The sequence below is a fragment of the Kiloniellales bacterium genome, assembly GCA_030064845.1.
Classification (GTDB): domain Bacteria; phylum Pseudomonadota; class Alphaproteobacteria; order Kiloniellales; family JAKSDN01; genus JASJEC01.
This window is the reverse complement of record JASJEC010000032.1, coordinates 42,690-59,696: the sequence shown is the minus strand read 5'-3', so window position 1 is coordinate 59,696 and position 17,007 is coordinate 42,690. Positions and strand designations below refer to the sequence as shown.

The window sequence follows — 17,007 nt, the reverse complement described above, 5'->3', positions numbered from 1 at the left end:
CGACTGGGGAAAGATGCCGTAGTGGAAGATCACCAGGCAGTGGGCGACCTCCGCGCCCGCGGTCCTGAGCGCCTCGACGAAGTTGAGCTTCGAGCCGCCGTCGGTCGCCAGGTCCTCGACCAGTAGCACCCGCGCGCCTTCATCGAAGCAGCCCTCGATCTGAGCGTTGCGGCCGAAGCCCTTGGGCTTCTTGCGCACGTAGACCATCGGCAGGCCGAGGCGCTCGGCAATCCAGGCGGCAAAGGGGATGCCAGCAGTCTCGCCGCCCGCGACGCAGTCGATGCGGTCGCGGCCGATCTCGCGGTCGATCTTCTCGACCGCCAGGTCCATCAGCCGGCTGCGGGTCTCCGGAAACGAGATGATGCGCCGGCAGTCGACGTAGACCGGGCTGGCCCGTCCCGAGGTGAAGATGAAGGGCTCGTCGGGGCGGAACAGAATCGCCTCGATGTCGATCAGGCAGCGGCTCGCGACGCTGGCGCAGTCGTCTCCGGCCATGGATACTCTCCTTCCGCCTCCACTGTCTATCGGCCCCTGTCTATCGGCTCGGCGAGCGGCGGGCAAAGACTTCTTCGGGCGGGTCTGCCGTCTCGGGTGAAGCGGCCCCGGTTCGCCTCGTAGACGCTCATCGCCTCGGGCATCAGGCGCTCGATCCGGCTGCCGGGGTGCGGGTGGGTCGAGAGAAACGCCGGCGGCCCCGGTACGACGGCGCCGGGATTGCTGCTTTCGCCGGCGCGCCCCCACGCCCATATCAAGTATATGCGGCCGCTATACTTGTGCGGCGCTGGCGAAGGAGGGCGAAGCCGCGATGACCGAGGGAAGGAAGGCGCGGGCGCTGGGGTTCAACCACGTCGCCCTGGAGGTCGGCGACATCGAGGAGGCGCTGGCCTTCTACGGCCGTTTGTTCGAGTTCGAGGTGAAGAGCAGGAACGACAACGCGGCGTTCATTTACTTCGGCGACCAGTTCGTCAACTTCTCCAAGGGACGGCGCCAAGGCCCGGACGACAACCGGCACGTCGGCCTGGTCGTCGACGACAAGGAGGCCGTGCGCCGCACCCTGGCCGAGATGAACGTCGAGATCCTGCCCGGTCGCTTCCTCGACTTCCTCGATCCCTGGGGCAATCGGATCGAGATCGTCGGCTACCAGAACATCCAGTTCACCAAGGCGCCAAATGTGCTGCGCGGCATGGGTGTCGAGGGCCTGGAGAAGACCGAAGCGGCCCTGCGCGAGCTCGAGGCCAAGGGCATGGCGCCGGAGTGATCCGGTCCGCCGGGCGCCGTGCGGACGCGTCGGAAAGTCGCTCGATGCCGGGGGTTCGTTCTTTGCCAGCCTGCGGTCTTGTGTCATCCTGAAAAGTCTATGTCCCAATCCCATCCCATCGACGCGCCCGAAGAAGAGACACCCTGGCACACGCTCAACGAGCTGCGCGAGCGGTCGCCCGCCGTGCACAACCTGACCAGCACGCCGGCCGGCGATCTCAGCGCGGACCTTCTGCTGGCGGTGGGGGCGGTCCCGACCATGTTCCAGTCGTTCGACGAGGTCGAGGATCTGGTCGGCGCAGCGGACGCTCTGACGGTCAACATCGGCGCGCCGACGCCGACCTCGATCGATGCCATGGTCGCCGGCGTCCGCCGGGCGATCGATCTGGGCACGCCCTGGGTGCTCGATCCCGCCGGCGCTTCGGTGTTCGCCAATCGCTACCAGGTGGCGCGGCGGCTGGCCCACCTGCAGCCCACCGTGATCCGCGGCAACGGCACCGAGATTCTGGCGCTCGGGAACGGCCTCGCGGCGATGGGCGGCCCGCGCGACGAGATCGATTCGGCCGAGGCGCTCGATGCCGCGCACGACCTGGCCAAGGCGACCGGGGCGGTGATCGCGATCACCGGCACGATCGACTACGTGACCGACGGCAAGCGGGTCATGGCCGTGGCCAACGGGCATCCGCTCATGTCGCGGGTCGCGGCCCTGGGCTGCGCGCTCACCTGCCTGGTCGGGGCCTGCTGCGCGGTCGGCGACGATCCGCTGGTGGCCACGGCCCACGCGATCGCCCTCCTGGGGCTGTCCGGCGAACTGGCGGCGGCCCAGTCCGCGGGGCCGGGCAGCTTCCGGGTCCACCTGATCGACCAGCTCTACGCCCTCGACCAAGGGAGCCTCGCCGAGGGGGCGCGGGTCCAGTAGAGAGCTTGCCGCCGTGCGCCCCGACTTCGACCTGTCCCTCTACCTGATCGCGGGCTCCGACGCCGTCGGGTCCTGCTCCCTGCTCGAAGTCGTGGCGGCGGCCGTGCGCGGCGGCGTTACCCTGGTTCAGCTGCGCGACAAGTCGGCCCCGGACGCGGCGCTGATCGACCAGGGCCGGGCGCTCAAGGCGCTGCTCGCGCCCCAGGGCGTTCCGCTGATCGTCAACGACCGGGTGGCGGTGGCGGCGGCCTGCGACGCGGCCGGCGTGCATTTGGGCCAGGACGACCTGTCGCCGGCCGAGGCGCGCAGGGCCCTGGGGCCGGGCAAGATCCTCGGCGTCTCCGCCGGCACGCCCGAGGAGATGGCGATCGTCGATCCCGATCTGATCGACTACGTCGGAGTCGGTCCGGTCTACGGGACCGGCACCAAGGCCGACGCGGGGGCGGCGATCGGCCTCGAGGGCCTCGCCGACATGCGGCGGCGCATCGCCCCGCCGGTCGTTGCGATCGGCGGCATCGACGAGACGCGGGCCGCGGCGGTCATGGCCCGCGGCGTCGAGGGCGTCGCGGTGGTCTCGGCGATCTGCGCCGCGGACGATCCCGAGCGGGCCGCCCGCGACCTGCGCGCCGCCGTCGAGCAGGGTCGGCCCTGACCCCGTTTAGCGGGATTTCATCGGATCTAAACCATGGCGGCGTTGCAATAGCGGATCGCCGTTGATAGTGCGGGCGAGCGGGATCGGTGCCCGGAGGATCGAGCAGCATGGACAAGGCGGGACTGGGCAGTCGGCTGATGCGGATGTTCGGCCGCGCGCCGCGTCCGATCCGTATCTGCGCGATCGACGGCGGCGGAATCCGCGGGATCCTCCCGGCCGTCGTGCTGAGCGAGCTCGAGCGGCTGACCGGCCAGCCGGCGCATCGGCTGTTCGATCTGGTGGCCGGTACCTCGACCGGCGCGCTGCTTGGCATGGCGCTCCTGATTCCCGACGAGACGGGCAAACCGCGCTTCTCGGCGCACGATCTGGTCCGCCTCTACGAGATCGGCGGCCCCCGGGTCTTCTCCCGCTCGGTCTGGCACCAGATCCGCGCGGTCGGCAACCTGGTCGACGAGAAGTACCCGGCGGACGGGCTCGAGCAGGTGCTGGCGCGGGTGTTCGACCAGCTCAAGCTGTCCCAGGTGCTGACCGAGGCGCTGATCACCTCCTACGACTTCGAGAAGCGCCATCCCTTCAATTTCAGCTCGCGCGACGCCCGCGAGGACGATAGCCACGATTTCCGCCTGGTCGACGTGATCCGCGCCGCTACCGCCGCGCCGACCTATTTCGAGCCTGCTCTCCTGAAACGGGAGAACGGCAGCGGCAACATGGCGCTGATCGACGGCGCGGTGGTCGCCTACAACCCGGCCTTGGCCGCCTACATCGAGGCGCGGCGCCTGTTCCCGGCGGCCCGGGACTTCGTCCTGCTCTCGCTGGGCACGGGGCAACTGACCCGCGGCATGCCCTACGCCGAGGTCAAGGACTGGGGCGCGGCCCGCTGGGTGCAGCCGCTCTTCTCGCTGATGTGCGACGGCGACGCCGCCATCGTCGACCAGCAGGTCGGCAACATTCTCCAGCCAAACGGCGACGGCCGGCGGCGCTACTACCGTTTCCAGCCGCGCCTGGAGGCCGCCAGCGACGACATGGACGACGCGAGCCACGACAATATCGATAAGATCAAGCGGCTGGGACAGACGATGGTGGGCGAGCGCAGCGAAGAGCTGGAAGAGCTCGCGGCGCAGCTGATTGATCAGGGATAGAACGGGGATCCGCGCCGGTCAGCCAGTAAGGTCAGCGGCAGAGTGTGACCAATCGGGCAATAGTTCCGCCGCCGGCAATCTCCGGGACGATTGCCTGTCTGTCGCCGACCTCTGTGTCGGCCTTGATGGTGCCTTCGATCACGGCGCCTGTGACGCTCTCCATGACGAAGCGGTCGCCCACGGCCATTTCACCCTTCGCTCTCTTTGTGGCCATGTGAGCGCAGGTCGAAGTGCCGGAAGGGGTCAAGTCGAAACCGTCCTCCCCGTAGATGGCGACGCAGCGGCAGTCCACGCCGGCCGTCGATGGTTCCGGGTCGTAGATCTGCACCTGGACCGCGCGGTCGATCGATGGCTGATTCGGATGCCGCAGGGTCAAGCGCTCGTTGATCAAGCGTCGGACCGCGACCCCGACGCGCAGCAGTTCAACACGGTTTTCCAAGCTGACATCGAGGCCGAGGGTCCGGGCGTTCAGCGCTGGCTCGAAGTAGTTGAGGCAATAGGCAATGTCGATCGGCACCGGGTCGTAGCCCGGCAGTTCGATCTCGGTCGCATCAAGATGAAAGACCGGCTCGGTCATCGTGGAGACGCGCCGGACGCGGCCGCGATCGACCTCGGCGCGCAGCGTCATGAGGCCGGAGGCCAGCTCCAGCACGATCTCGGTGACCGGCTCGACGGCTTCGATCAGCCCCGACTCGATGAGGAAAACGCCTAAGGCGAAGGTTCCCGAGCCGCACATGGCCCAGTAGCCTTGGCGCACGAAGTAGATGATCCCGACGTCGGCTTGCGGGTCGGTGGCTTCGGTGACCAGCACGCCGATAAGGTCGGGCTCGTCAGAAGGCCCGCAGATCAGGCGCTGTCTGACGCCGTCGAGATGCGTCTCCAGATAATCTTGCTTGGCCGCCATGTTTGCGCCCTTGATCTGCGGAGCCGCGCCGACGGCGATGCGATGTGTCATGCCGACCGCGGAGACGTCATAGGCGGTTATCATGTAATGACACTGCTCCCTGCTGGGCCGGGGCACATGAGCGCCAGGCTGGATGCGCTAACTGCTGCGGTAGCGCAGCACGGCCTTGGCCTGGCCGATCAGGCGGCCGTCCTGGTCGCGCACCTCGCATTGGGTGAAGTAGATCCGGCTGCCGCCGCCGGTCTTGCGCGCGGTCGCGGTAAGGCGCGCGCCCTCGCCGGCGGTGGCGACGAAATTGCAGTCGAGCGAGAGGGTGAAGGCGCGCCGCGGCGGTTCCCCCTCGCCGGCGTAGCAGCCGGCGTAGCCGCAGGCCGCGTCGACCAGGGTGGTCAGGGCGCCGCCATGAAGCACCCCGCTGCGGTTGAGGTGCTGCTTGCCGACCGCCATGGTCAGGACGGCCTCGTCCTCTTGCCACGCTGCGAGCTCGTAGCCGACGAGATCGGCGAAACCGCCCTTGGGTCGAAAGGTGTCGAGCATGGCGCGGAGACTGCCGCAGGCAGAAGGAGGCGGCAAGCCCCAGCGGCCAGCGCTTGACAAGCCACAGGCCTAGAGAGCGTTAACGCTTGCGCGACCACGGGTCACTACGATGGCAAGAGCTCGGGAGAAAGGTCGTTGCCCAAAGCCACTAGGATTTCGATTGCCGCTGTCGCTCTGCTCTGCAGCGTTCTTCTGATCGGCCTGGTGCCGCCCGTCGCCGATCAGATCAACCGTCAGGGCATTCGATTGCTGTCCGCGGACAATCCCCGGGCGGCTCGCTGGCTGTTCGGCTATCTCCATGTGCTCGGAAACGGCGATGCCACGAACAACCTGGGCGTCCTCTATCGGCGGGGTCTGGGTGTCGAGCGTGACCGCAAGAAGGCGATCGCGTTCTTTGAAGAAGCCGTGGGAAAAGAGGTCGTTCAGGCGCGCTACAACCTGGTCCTGACGATGCCGAACAGGTTCAAGACCCCGGACGCGGTCGTCGAGCGCCAGCTATCGCTCCTGGAAGAGAACGTCGCCCTGGGCGACATACCCTCGCACGTCCTCTATGCCGACCGGCTCTACTACGTGAACCGCGAGAAGTTCGTGCCGAACCGGGAGGCCAGGAAAATGGACGTGCTGGAGGTTGCCGCACGAACCGGCGACCCGGACTACATCTATCAGTACGGCGAAGAGCTCGAGGTGCGGGCCTTCAAGCGGGACGACGCCGAGATGATGGCGCGGGCGTTGCGCGCCTACCGGAGCGCCTACGACAAGGGCAATATCCGGGGTGCCGAAGCCTTGGGGTCGGCCAGGTCCGTTGCCGTGTGGAACACGGTACCGAGCCGGGAAGAGATCCTGGAAAAGTCCGAAGCGGAATGGACCCTGATCGCCGCGGAGGGCGGCAGCATCACCGCCAAGTGTCGCCACACCAGCCGGCGTTTCGATTGGATCGGCGAGTGGGATGAGATGTTTGCAGATCCTCTAGCGCAACAAGAGATGATCGATCGGTATCTTGCCCAAGATAACCCGACACCGTGGAGAACCAGCATCGCCTATCTTGAGGAATGCGCCGCCGCGAAAAGGCTGAGGTTCCCGCCCAATCCGCCGTTCGGCGACACGGCCCTCTACGCAATCAAGATTCGAGGCACCGTTCCCGCCTTGTTCACTTCGCCCTTGTGGGCCAACTACCGTCTCGGCCAGCTCTATGCGCTCGGCATTCATGTAGAAAGGGATATCGCCAAGGCAGTCGCGTATTTCGGCAGGGCCGAGATTTCCGACTCAGAAGCCTGGATCGAATATCTCAACACGCTGAGAGAAGAACAGCAGAATCAGCCGTAAGCGGTGGCGCCACGCGCCAGCGAGACCGTCGAAGCCCCACAGAAACGAGAATCTTCGCGTTCAGCCCTCGACCGGCCGCTCGCCGGGCTCCGCCTCGGGCAGCCGCCAGCCGTTCCTGGCCCGGCGATAGAGCACGTAAGCGTCGAGAAACGTTTACACTTAAGTGTTCTCTTGTCGCTACAATGAAGTAATGACAGGAGGAAAAAGTTTGCGACGGTTTTGGAAGATCTCGCTTGGCATTACCGTCCTATTTTGCGGTGTTTTTCTGGTTGGTTTGGTGCCGCCGGTCGCCGATCAAATAAACCGGAAAGCAATCGGAATGCTGCTCGCCGGCGACCCACATGGAGCCCGCAGGCTGTTCGGCTATCTACACATATTGGGAAATGGTGACGCTACGAACAATCTGGGCGTCTTGTATCTGCGGGGGCGGGGCGTCAAGCGCGATCGCAAAAGGGCGGTTGAGCTATTTGAAGAGGCTGTGGAGAAAAAGGTTGTTCAAGCGCGTTACAATCTGGTCCTGACGATACCAGGCAAGTTTGAGACCTCTGATGCGCTCATAAAGCGCCAATACGCGCTCTTGGAAGAGAATGTGGCCTTAGGCGACATACCATCGCATGTCTTGTATGCCGAGAGGCTCTACTTCCAGAACCGCGAGAGGTTCGTCCCGAACCGCCAGGCCAAGAAACTCGAGCTGTTGGGGGCTGCCGCGCAAACCGGCGACGCGGACTATCTTTACGCCTACGGCAAAGAGCTGGAAATTCAGGCCTTTCTTGAAGACGATGCCAAGAAGATGGTGCGGGCGCTGCGCGCCTACCGGAGTGCCTTTGAGAAGGGGCAGCAGAGCCGGGCGGCCGAGGCCTTGGGGTCGGCGAGGTATCTTCCCGAATGGAACGCGGAGCCGAGTCGGGAAGAAGTGTTGGGCAAGACAGAAACGGAATGGCTTATAATCGCCGCAGAGGGCAGTGTTACAGCCAAGTGCCACCATGGCAACCGGCGGTTTAATTGGATGCAGAGGACCGATGAAGTACTGAACAATCCTTCAGAGTTGCAAGAGATGGTCAATCAATATCTTGAACAAGACAATCCCACACCATGGGAGTTATCAATTGCCCATCTCGAAGATTGCGCAGAGGCGATGTGTGCCGGGAGCGGGGCGCGGCTCCGGCGATGCGAGGCGACAAAGCTGCCATCTCGGCTTAATCCTCCCTTCGGCGACACGGCCCTTTACGCTCGCAAGCGTATAGGAACCCTGGCTGCCGCTTTGGTCAATTCCCCAATGTGGGCTACTCTCTATCTTGGCCAGATTTACGCGCTCGGAATTCATGTTGAAAGGGATCGAGCCAAGGCAATCACCTATTTCAACAGGCTCAAAACGCCCTCCGCAAAAGCTTGGATCGATCACCTAATCTCGCACAGCGAGAAACGACGGTAAGGCCAACAAGCAACGAAGCCACGTTTCTGGCCCAGGCGACCAGCCGATGGCCGACAAGACCGCCGAAGCCGTCCGAAGAGATGCGCGAAGTTCTAGCTTGTCAGCCCTCGACCAGCCGCTCGCCGGGCTCCGCCTCGGGCAGCTTCCAGCCGTTCCTGGCCCGGCGATAGAGCACGTAGGCGCCCAGAAGCGCGACGACCACGCCGAGGATCGGGCGCGGGATCCCGCCCATCATGATCAGCGGCACGGCGACGGCGAAGCAGGCGACCGGCATGTAGAACAGCGTCCACTTCTGGCTGCTGCGCTTGGCCTGATAGTAGGGGAAGACAGCAGAGAAGCAGGCCATGATCAGGAAGAAGAGCGACCAGGGCCGGGTTACGAAGGGGGTCAGGTCGGTGGTGATCGCCATGGCGCGGGCGAGGTTGAGCTCGGCGATGTTGCCCAGCACCACGCCCAGGATCATCGGCGCCAGGGGAAATCCGAACTGGCGCATCAGGAAGCCCAGGATGCCGAACCAGAGCAGGGTCCAGAGATCGAAGGCGACATTGTTGATGGCGAACACGCCGATGCCGCAGAAGCCGAAGATGATCGCCGCCAGCATGTACATGCGGATCCGCGTGACCAGCACGAAGACCCGCAGCATGAAGGATTGCAGGCCGAGCATCATGAAGGTCGCGAGGAAGAAGGCGATGAAGATGGCGTAGGCCAGGACCGGCTCCTCGGCGATGAAGGTCGGGCTCGGCACAACGTCGTGGATCAGCAGCGCCCCCAGCATGATGGCCGCCGTGACGTCGCCCGGGATGCCGAGCGCCATCATGGTGATCAGCGCGCCGCCCTCGACCGCGTTGTTCGAGCTCTCCGGCGCGATGATGCCGTCGGGCGTGCCCTTGCCGAACTGCTCCGGGGTCTTGGAGGCCTTCTTGGCCTGATCGTAGGCCAGGATGTTGGCAATCGAGCCGCCGGCGCCGGGCAGGATGCCGGTGAAGACGCCGATCAGCGCGGAGCGGATGACGACAACCCAGCGCTTGGCGAGAGTGCGCACCGCCGCCAGATGCTCGATCCTGATCTTCACCTGCTGGCGCTCGGTAAGCGACTTCCTCGCCGCAACGGGATCGCGCACGTCGCGCAGCAGCTGGCTGAAGGCGAAGAGGCCGATCAGCACGGCGATGAAGTCGAAGCCCGAGAGCAGGGCGTCGCTGCCGAAGTCGAAGCGCGCCATGCCGACCGCCTCGTCCTCGCCGACCGTGCGCACCAGCAGGCCGATGGCCCCGGCGATCAGGCCCTTCACCAGGTTCCGGCCCGAGAGGCTGGCGGTGATCGTGAGCGCGAAGATCACCAGCATGAAGAAGTCCCAGGGATTGAACTCCAGGCCGATGCGCGCGAGCTGCGGCGAAAGCGTGACCAGCAGGATGGCGCTGATGATGCCGCCGCAGAAGGAGGACCAGACGCCGATGCCCAGCGCCAGGCCCGGCTCGCCCCGGCGCGCCATGGGAAAGCCGTCGAAGGTCGTGGCGACCGAGGAGGGCGTGCCCGGGATGCCGGTCAGGATGCCGGCCATGAGGCCGCCGGAGAGCCCGCCGACCAGCACGCTCACCATGGTCGCCAGGCCCTGGGCCGGCGGCATGCCGAAGGTGAAGGGCAGGGTCAGCACCACGGCCATGGCAATGGTGAAGCCGGGGATGGCCCCGGCGATCAGCCCGCCGGCCACGCCGATCAGCATGAAGGCGAGGGTCTCGAGGTTGGCGATCTCGCCGAAAGCCAGGAGGACGTTTTCCAGGATCATTCGGTGCCTCCGGCGGTCAGAAAGGCGAGAAGATCACGCCGGGCGGCAGGATCACCTCGAGGGCGAAGGTGAAGAGGCTCCACATGCCGCCCACCGTGGCCAGTGCCACGACGGCGTGGAGCGCCAGCTTTCTCGGCTGCCAGCCGCCCAGCACGCTCATCAGGGTGAAGACGAAGAGCACGCCGCCGATCAGGCTGCCGAGCACCGGCAGGGTGACCAGGTAGAGGAAGAAGAGGACGAAGCAATAGATCGGGTTGCGCCAGTAAGCGAGCCAGCCGATCGGATCGGTCGGCATGGCGCTGTGGTCGTCCGAATGATAGTCGTCCTTGGGCGCCGGCCCCCGGCTTAGCGACTGGAAGAGATAGATCGCGCTCAGCAGCGTGAGCGCCGCCAGGATAACCCGGGGCCAGGCCGAGGGCGGCAACTGGCCGTAGTCGGGGTCCCGGATGCTGAAGGTCGACCAGAAGAGCACGCCGCAGGCCGCCAGCAGCAGGATCGCGATGACGGCATCCCGGTTCAGGCGGCCCATGGCACCCTCTTCTCCGGTTCGGATAGGGAAAGGGATCCCGGGCCCTTCGCGCTTGTCGTTGCCCAGGCCCGGGATCGCAGCGAATCCGGCTTACTTCTTGTAGAGGCCGATCTTGATCGCGACCGCTTCGTGCTCGGCGTAGGTCTTGTCCGCCCACTCGCGGAACCCGTCCGGGCCGACCCAGTTCACGTCGGTGCCCTTGGCGTCCATCTGGGCCCTGAGGTCCTGGTCCTCGGCGGCCTTTTTGAAGATCGCCGCCCAGTGGTCGATGACCTCCTTCGAGGTACCCTTGGGCACCACGATGCCCCGGTCGAGCGCGTAGATCATGTCGACCCCCAGCTCCTTCAGGGTCGGCATGTCCGGCAGGTGCTTGGAGCGCTCCTCGGCGGCGATCGCGAAGCCCTTGAGCTCGCCGGTCTCCATGTACTTGCGGCCCGAGGCGACGTTGATGCCGCCCATGTCGATCGCGCCGGAGAGCAGCGCAGTCATGCGCTCGCGGGTGCCGTCATAGGGCACGAACTTGAACTCCATGCCGGTGCGCTCCGAAAGGAGCAGCCAGTAGAACTGGCTGGTCGAGCCGAAGGTGGCGCCGACCTTGACCGTACCGGGGCTGGCGAGCGTCGCCTTCTTGAACTCCTCGAAGTTGTTCCAGGGCACGTTGGCCGAAGCGCCGACGATGTCCGGCGTCGAGGTCAAGAGCGAGACCGTCTCGAAGTTGTCGTAGTGGTAGTCGATGCGGCCGTTCAGGTAGCTGGTGATGGCGCTCTGGTGAATGGCGAAGAGCGTGCAGCCGTCGCCCTTGGCCTTGGCCGCTTCCTTGGCGCCCTTGTTGCCGCCCTGGCCGGGCACGGTGACGACCTTGATCTTCGGTGTCACGTCCATCTCTTGGATGGTCTTCTCGAAGATCGAGAAGATCACGTGGGTGCCGCCGCCGGCCTTCCAGGGCACGATCAGCTTGGCGGTCTTGCACGGCATATCCGCGGCGGCAGCGCTCTCCGGCGCGAGGGCGAGGGCGCCGAGAGCGAAAGCGGCGGCCGTGGCAACGAGTCTCTGTTTCATGACGAGCCTTCCCTGTTGAGTTTTCGCCTGGCGGGCCGGGCAGTGCCCGGACCGGACGGCGGCTGATTGCTTGGCTGCCAGCCTAGAAAAGTTGGGGATCGCGGGCAAGGTCGCCCCGGCGCCTCGAAGCCTGTTGTGCCGCCGCCGGAAACTTGAGGGAATGCGGGACGGCCGCCTGGTGGCCGGCTTGTTCGAGAGGGGACCCCGCAATGCTCGGCTATCTCACGACCATTTTCTGCTGTCAGCTGATCGGAGAGCTCTTTGTCACCGCCCTGCAGATCCCGGTGCCCGGCCCGGTCGTCGGCATGGCGCTGCTGTTCTTAGGCCTGCTGGTGCACGGCTCGATCCCCGAGGATCTCGGCGCCACCGCCAATGTGCTGATCGGCAATCTCTCCCTGCTGTTCGTCCCGGCCGGGGTCGGCGTCATGCTGCACGTGCAGCTGCTCGGCCGCGATTGGCTGCCGATCTCGGTCGCGCTCGTGGTCAGCACGGCGCTGACCATCGCGGTCACAGGCGGGCTCATGGTCTGGCTGGCGCCGCGCCGGCCCGAGGTCGCCGGCGGGGATGCCGCCGGCGGGGAAGGGCCAGGCGGGGAAGGGGAGAAGGGCTGATGCGCGAGTTCGGCGATATCTGGGTCTACCTCAGCGCCAGCCCACTGCTGCACCTGACCCTCACCCTGGTCGCCTACCAGATCGGCAGCCTCATCTACCGCCGGGGCCGGCTCAATCCGCTGCTCAACCCGGTGCTGGTCGCGGTGGTCCTGGTCGTCGCCGTCCTGAGCGGGACCGGCACCGCCTACGAACGTTATTTCGACGGCGCCCAATTCGTGCACTTCCTGCTCGGCCCGGCGACGGTCGCGCTGGCCATCCCGCTCTACCGGCAGTTCGACAAGGTCCGCCGCTCGGCCCTGGCCGTGCTGGCCAGCATCGTGATGGGTTCGCTGACCGCGTCGGCCTCGGCGGTCGCCATCGCCTGGGCGCTCGACGGCTCGCGGGAAGCGCTCCTGTCCCTGGCGCCCAAGTCCGTGACCGCGCCGGTGGCCATGGGCATCACCGAGCAGTTCGGCGGGCTGCCGTCGCTGACCGCCGTGCTGGTGATCATGACCGGCGTGCTCGGCGCGATGATCGGCCCGCCGATCCTGAACCTGCTGCGCATCAAGGACTGGCCGGCCAGGGGGCTGGCGATCGGCACCGCCAGCCACGGCATCGGCACGGCGCGGGCGGTGCAGATCAACGAGGTGGCCGGGGCCTTCTCCGGCTTGGCGATGGGCCTGAACGCCCTGGCCACGGCCCTGCTGCTGCCGCTGTTCTGGAAGCTTTTCTTCGCGGGGTGAAGGGCGCGGATCGGTTCCGCCCGCGGCTCTCCCCGCTTGACTCACGTGTGCATTTGTTCGCTTTATGTTCTCATGTCTGCCCCGGCCATCCTCCACGCCGATCTCGACGCCTTCTACGCCTCGGTCGAGCAGCTGCTCGACCCCGCGCTGAGGGGCAAGCCCATAGCCGTCGGCGGCGGGGTGGTGCTGGCGGCGTCCTACGAGGCCAAGGCCTTCGGCGTGCAGAGCGGCATGCCCGGGCGCCGCGCGCGGGAGCTCTGCCCGGAGCTGGTCTTCGTCAGCGGCCGCTTCGACGAGTACCAGCGTCTCGGCGACGCGGCGATCGCGGTCCTTGGCGACTTCACGCCCCTGGTCGAGCGGATCTCGATCGACGAGGCCTTCGCGGACGTGACCGGCTCGGTCCGCCTCCTCGGGCCGCCCGAAGAGATGGCGACGCGCATCCGCGAGCGGGTGCGGGCCGAACTGGGGCTGCCGATCTCGCTCGGCGTGGCCAGCACCAAGCACCTGGCCAAGATCGCCTCGCAGGTCGCCAAGCCCGACGGTCTGGCCGTGGTCCGGCCGGGGACGGAGCGCGACTTCCTGCGTGACCTGCCGGTCGAGCTGATCTGGGGCGTCGGCCCGGTGACCAAGGCCCGGCTGGCCGAGCGGGACATCGTCACGATCGGCCAGTTGGCCGCGACCGAGGAGCGCACGCTCAAGCGGCTCCTGGGCGAGGCGGCGGGCGAGAAGCTCTCGGCCCTGTCGGCCAACCGCGACGCGCGCAGGGTCGTGACGGGGCGCCGCGCGCGCTCGGTCGGCGCGCAGTCGGCGCTCGGCCGCAAGCCGGCGGTCGCGGCCGTTTACCGGCCGACCCTGCTCTATCTCGCCGACCGGGTCGCGTCCCGGCTCCGCGCCAAGGGCCGGGCCGGCCGCACCGTGACGCTGCGGGTCCGCTTCGCCGACCTGAGGGCCGTCACGCGCTCGATCACGCTGCCCGCGGCGATCTCGGCGACCGCGATCCTGGCCGAGGTCGCGGTCGATCTGCTGCGCGCTGCCCTGGCCGATCACCCGGACGAAAGGACCCTCTCGCTGCTCGGCGTCTCGGTCTCGCAGCTCGAGAAGAACGCGGCCCTGCAGCTCGAGTTCCCGCTCCGGCTGGGCGACGAGAAGCGCCGGCCCGGCACCGGCAAGGGCGCGGCCCGCTGGGCGGCCGACCGGGCGATGGACAAGGTCCGCGCGCGTTTCGGGCGCGCGGCGATCGGCTACGGATCCACGGTCCTGGGCGAGGGCCGCGCGGTCCCCGACGCCTTTCGCGCGCTGGCCGAGCGGGAGCTGTGAGCTCCGGCGTGTTGACTTCTTTCCGGCACGGCGGTAAAAAATGAGAACAAAACATGAACAACAAGCGACAGAGGAAACCCCCATGTCCCTGGTCATGGCTCCGGAAAAACCGCCGGCAGAGGCTGCCGGCTCGGCGGTCGACCTCGCGGTTCTGCGCGAGCGGGTCCAGGCGCTGGAATCGGGCGGTGCGCGCCCGGCGGTCCAGCCCCTGGGCGTGCCGGCGCTCGACCGCCGCCTGCCGGGCGGCGGGCTGGCGCTCGGTGTCCTGCACCAAATCGAGGGGCGGCGTGACGAGTGGGACGACGCCCCGGCCGCCGGCTTCTGCCTGGCGCTGATCGCGCCGATCCTGGCGAGCCGGGCGGGCCCGGCGGTCTGGGTGACCCGGCGCGACGACCTCTCCGGACGCGGGATCGCGGCCCTGGGACTCGACCCGGCGCGCTTCCTGATCGTCCGGGCCGATGACGACCGGGAGGTGCTCTGGGCCATGGAGGAGGTGCTCAAGTGCCGCTCGCTCGCCGCCGTGGTGGGCGAGGCGGCCGAGTTGGAGCCCGCCGCCGGGCGGCGCCTGCAGCTCGCCGCCGAGGCCAGGGGTGGAGAGGCGGGGGCTGGGGGCGTCACCGCCTTCCTGCTGCGCCGCCGCTTCGGGCCGCCGCGCCGCGCCGAGCCGCCGAGCACGGCGCATAGCCGCTGGTGCGTGGCCGCGGCGCCCTCGGCGTCGGCGCCCTTGCCGGAACTTCCCGGCCGGCCGCGCTGGCAGGTCGAACTGAAGCGCTGCCGCGGCGCGGCGCCGGGCAACTTTATCGTGGAGTGGGACGATGCGTCGGGTGATTTCGCTATGGCTGCCGCGCTTTGCGACGGACCGGATCAGGCGGCGGGAGCTGGCCTCCCGAGGCGCCGCCGGGCCGGATACCCGGAAGCCGAGCTCAGGCGCGCCGGCTGAGCCCCCGGCTCCCGCCGAACCGCTCGCCCTGGTGCGCGGCGAGGGCGGACGCCTCGACCTGGCCGCGGTCGACCAGGCGGCGGCCGACGCCGGGCTCGCTCCGGGCCTGCCGCTGGCCGACGCCCGGGCCATCCGCCCCGATCTGGCGACCCGAACCTGGGTGCCCGGCGAAGATGCCCGGGCGCTCGCAGCGCTGGCTGCCTGGTGCGGCCGCTATACCCCCTGGACCGCCGTCGACGGCGCCGGTGAGGCGCCGGGCGGGGGCGGCGGCATCCTGCTCGACGTTACCGGCTGCGCCCACCTCTTCGGCGGCGAGGAGGCCCTCCTGGCCGATCTCGTGGCGCGGCTCGAGGCCCAGGGCTTCACCGCGCGGGCGGCGCTCGCCGAGACCATCGGCGCCGCCTGGGCGCTGGCCCGCTTCGCGACCGGCCCCGCGCGGCCCTGGCGGCGGGTGCCGCCGGGCGGGCTCAGCGACGCCCTGGCGCCCCTGCCGCCGGCCGCGCTCCGCCTGCCGCCAGCCGCCGTCGAGCTGTCGCACCGGCTCGGGCTGACCCGGATCGACGCGCTCTACGGCCTGCCGGCGGCCACCCTCGGCCCGCGCTTCGGCCTGGAGCTCGCCGAGCGGCTGCGCCAGGCCCTGGGCGAGGTGCCGGAGACGCTCTCGCCCCTCCAGGCCGTGCCCGAGGCGCTGGCGCGCCGGGTCTTCGCCGAGCCGATCGCCACGGCCGAGGACATCGCCCGTGGCCTGCAGTCCCTCGCCGTCGAGCTCTGCCGCCGCTTGGAGGACGTCCAGATCGGCGCGCGGCGGCTCGAGGCCACGGTCTACCGGGTCGACGGCGGGCTGCGCCGGCTCTCCCTGGGCCTCAGCCGGGCGAGCCGGGACCCGGCCCACCTGTCGCGGCTGTTCGCCGGTAAGATCGAGCAGATCGACCCGGGCTTCGGCATCGAGGTCCTGACCCTGGCGGCGACCCGGACCGAGGGCCTGACCGCCCTGCAGCTGCTGCTCGGCCGCGAGGATGGCGGCCCGAAGGGCTTCGCCGAGAGCGCAGAAGGCGGCGAATACACCGCGTTGATCGACCGCCTGGGCGCGCGCCTCGGTCCCGCGCGGGTGGTGCGGCGCCTGCCGTGCGAAAGCCATCTGCCGGAACGCGCGGAGCGGAGCGGGTCGGCGCTCGAGGCCGCACCGAAGACGGAAGGGTCGAAGAGCGTCCCGCCGGGAAGTCCCGCACGGCCGGCCTCGCCGCGCCCGGTCTATCTCTTTTCCCGGCCCGAGGCGGTCGAGGCCGTGGCGCTCCTGCCCGATCACGCCCCGGCCCGCTTCCGCTGGCGGCGCCTGCTGCACCGGGTGGTGCGGGCCGAGGGCCCCGAGCGGGTCGCCGCGGAGTGGTGGCGCGGCGAAGCCGACGAGGCCGAGGCGGCACGCGACTACTTCCGGGTCGAGGACGAGGCCGGCCGGCGCTACTGGCTCTACCGCGCCGACGGCCGCTGGTACCTCCATGGGCTGTTTGCGTGATCGCCGCAGCCTGGAAGCAGGACAGCAACTCGTTGTCATGCCCGTGCTCGACACGGGCATCCAGGAGCGGTGGGCACGACATTTGCCCTGTAGCCTCTGGGTGCCCGGACTAGGGCCTGTTGGCACTCAGGGCGGGCTCCTGGTCCGAGTGAAATCGACCCGCTGTTAGGCGCGAGGAGGAAGGACATGCGGAGCATATTCGACCCCCAGTCTCAGTCTCTGGGAGCAACGCGGCAGCGGGTCGATTTCACCGGATCCCTTCGGGACGGGGCGCATTTGCGCCGGGGCGGCGTCGCGGAAGGCCTTGTGGGGCCCAACCCCACGGCGCCTCCCGCTCCTGGCCCCGGCGCAAATTCGCTCCCGCCAGGAG

General features: G+C 68.1%; 17 protein-coding genes. 11 read left to right on the top strand and 6 right to left on the bottom strand.

Annotated features, from left to right (window positions below):
* The coding region (locus QNJ67_13445; protein ID MDJ0609975.1) for an orotate phosphoribosyltransferase at positions 1 to 495 on the bottom strand (495 nt) is incomplete at its 3' end.
* A gap of 310 nt (positions 496 to 805) precedes the next feature.
* Between QNJ67_13445 and QNJ67_13440 the strand changes: the two genes are divergently transcribed.
* The 4 genes from QNJ67_13440 (at position 806) to QNJ67_13425 (ending at position 3,967) form a co-directional block, all read left to right on the top strand.
* Entirely contained in the window at positions 806 to 1,258 is a 453-nt protein-coding gene (locus tag QNJ67_13440) for a VOC family protein (GenBank protein MDJ0609974.1), read from the top strand.
* 99 nt (positions 1,259 to 1,357) lie between these two features.
* Complete coding sequence (gene thiM, locus QNJ67_13435; GenBank protein ID MDJ0609973.1) at positions 1,358 to 2,176, top strand: hydroxyethylthiazole kinase; 819 nt, start codon at positions 1,358 to 1,360, stop codon at positions 2,174 to 2,176.
* A gap of 13 nt (positions 2,177 to 2,189) precedes the next feature.
* Complete coding sequence (gene thiE, locus QNJ67_13430; protein MDJ0609972.1) at positions 2,190 to 2,828, top strand: thiamine phosphate synthase; 639 nt, start codon at positions 2,190 to 2,192, stop codon at positions 2,826 to 2,828.
* Positions 2,829 to 2,935: 107 nt separating this feature from the next.
* Positions 2,936 to 3,967 (top strand): patatin-like phospholipase family protein, encoded by a 1,032-nt coding sequence (locus QNJ67_13425; GenBank protein MDJ0609971.1) that lies wholly within the window; start codon positions 2,936 to 2,938, stop codon positions 3,965 to 3,967.
* A 31-nt stretch (positions 3,968 to 3,998) separates the two neighbouring features.
* Here the strand turns inward: QNJ67_13425 and QNJ67_13420 are convergent, their stop codons facing one another.
* Both QNJ67_13420 and QNJ67_13415 read right to left on the bottom strand, forming a co-directional pair.
* Positions 3,999 to 4,955 carry a proline racemase family protein gene (locus tag QNJ67_13420; GenBank protein ID MDJ0609970.1) on the bottom strand — a complete coding sequence of 319 codons (957 nt, stop codon included), beginning with the start codon at positions 4,953 to 4,955 and terminating at the stop codon, positions 3,999 to 4,001.
* A 54-nt stretch (positions 4,956 to 5,009) separates the two neighbouring features.
* Positions 5,010 to 5,408: a PaaI family thioesterase gene (locus QNJ67_13415; protein ID MDJ0609969.1), complete on the bottom strand. Its 399-nt coding sequence runs from the start codon at positions 5,406 to 5,408 to the stop codon at positions 5,010 to 5,012.
* A gap of 135 nt (positions 5,409 to 5,543) precedes the next feature.
* Here QNJ67_13415 and QNJ67_13410 point away from each other — a divergent pair, with 135 nt between their 5' ends.
* Both QNJ67_13410 and QNJ67_13405 read left to right on the top strand, forming a co-directional pair.
* Complete coding sequence (locus QNJ67_13410) at positions 5,544 to 6,731, top strand: hypothetical protein (GenBank protein MDJ0609968.1); 1,188 nt, start codon at positions 5,544 to 5,546, stop codon at positions 6,729 to 6,731.
* A gap of 208 nt (positions 6,732 to 6,939) precedes the next feature.
* A complete protein-coding gene (locus QNJ67_13405; GenBank protein MDJ0609967.1) occupies positions 6,940 to 8,163 on the top strand; it encodes a hypothetical protein in 1,224 nt (407 codons plus the stop codon).
* A 100-nt stretch (positions 8,164 to 8,263) separates the two neighbouring features.
* Here the strand turns inward: QNJ67_13405 and QNJ67_13400 are convergent, their stop codons facing one another.
* The 3 genes from QNJ67_13400 to QNJ67_13390 form a co-directional block, all read right to left on the bottom strand.
* Positions 8,264 to 9,946: a tripartite tricarboxylate transporter permease gene (locus QNJ67_13400; protein ID MDJ0609966.1), complete on the bottom strand. Its 1,683-nt coding sequence runs from the start codon at positions 9,944 to 9,946 to the stop codon at positions 8,264 to 8,266.
* Between the two features lie 16 nt (positions 9,947 to 9,962).
* The gene (locus QNJ67_13395; GenBank protein ID MDJ0609965.1) at positions 9,963 to 10,475 is read right to left on the bottom strand and encodes a tripartite tricarboxylate transporter TctB family protein; all 513 of its coding nucleotides are present in this window, start codon (positions 10,473 to 10,475) and stop codon (positions 9,963 to 9,965) included.
* A 90-nt stretch (positions 10,476 to 10,565) separates the two neighbouring features.
* Positions 10,566 to 11,534 carry a tripartite tricarboxylate transporter substrate binding protein gene (locus QNJ67_13390; GenBank protein MDJ0609964.1) on the bottom strand — a complete coding sequence of 323 codons (969 nt, stop codon included), beginning with the start codon at positions 11,532 to 11,534 and terminating at the stop codon, positions 10,566 to 10,568.
* Positions 11,535 to 11,743: 209 nt separating this feature from the next.
* On the opposite strand from QNJ67_13390, the gene QNJ67_13385 reads away from it, so the two are divergent.
* The 5 genes from QNJ67_13385 (at position 11,744) to QNJ67_13365 (ending at position 16,637) form a co-directional block, all read left to right on the top strand.
* Positions 11,744 to 12,145 (top strand): CidA/LrgA family protein, encoded by a 402-nt coding sequence (locus tag QNJ67_13385; GenBank protein ID MDJ0609963.1) that lies wholly within the window; start codon positions 11,744 to 11,746, stop codon positions 12,143 to 12,145.
* Positions 12,145 to 12,867 carry an LrgB family protein gene (locus QNJ67_13380; GenBank protein ID MDJ0609962.1) on the top strand — a complete coding sequence of 241 codons (723 nt, stop codon included), beginning with the start codon at positions 12,145 to 12,147 and terminating at the stop codon, positions 12,865 to 12,867. The genes QNJ67_13385 and QNJ67_13380 overlap by 1 nt, the downstream gene beginning before the upstream one ends.
* A gap of 72 nt (positions 12,868 to 12,939) precedes the next feature.
* The gene (gene dinB, locus QNJ67_13375) at positions 12,940 to 14,184 is read left to right on the top strand and encodes a DNA polymerase IV (GenBank protein ID MDJ0609961.1); all 1,245 of its coding nucleotides are present in this window, start codon (positions 12,940 to 12,942) and stop codon (positions 14,182 to 14,184) included.
* An 82-nt stretch (positions 14,185 to 14,266) separates the two neighbouring features.
* Positions 14,267 to 15,124 carry a hypothetical protein gene (locus tag QNJ67_13370; protein MDJ0609960.1) on the top strand — a complete coding sequence of 286 codons (858 nt, stop codon included), beginning with the start codon at positions 14,267 to 14,269 and terminating at the stop codon, positions 15,122 to 15,124.
* A complete protein-coding gene (locus QNJ67_13365; protein MDJ0609959.1) occupies positions 15,009 to 16,637 on the top strand; it encodes a DNA polymerase Y family protein in 1,629 nt (542 codons plus the stop codon). The genes QNJ67_13370 and QNJ67_13365 overlap by 116 nt, the downstream gene beginning before the upstream one ends.
* Positions 16,638 to 17,007: the final 370 nt, after the last annotated feature.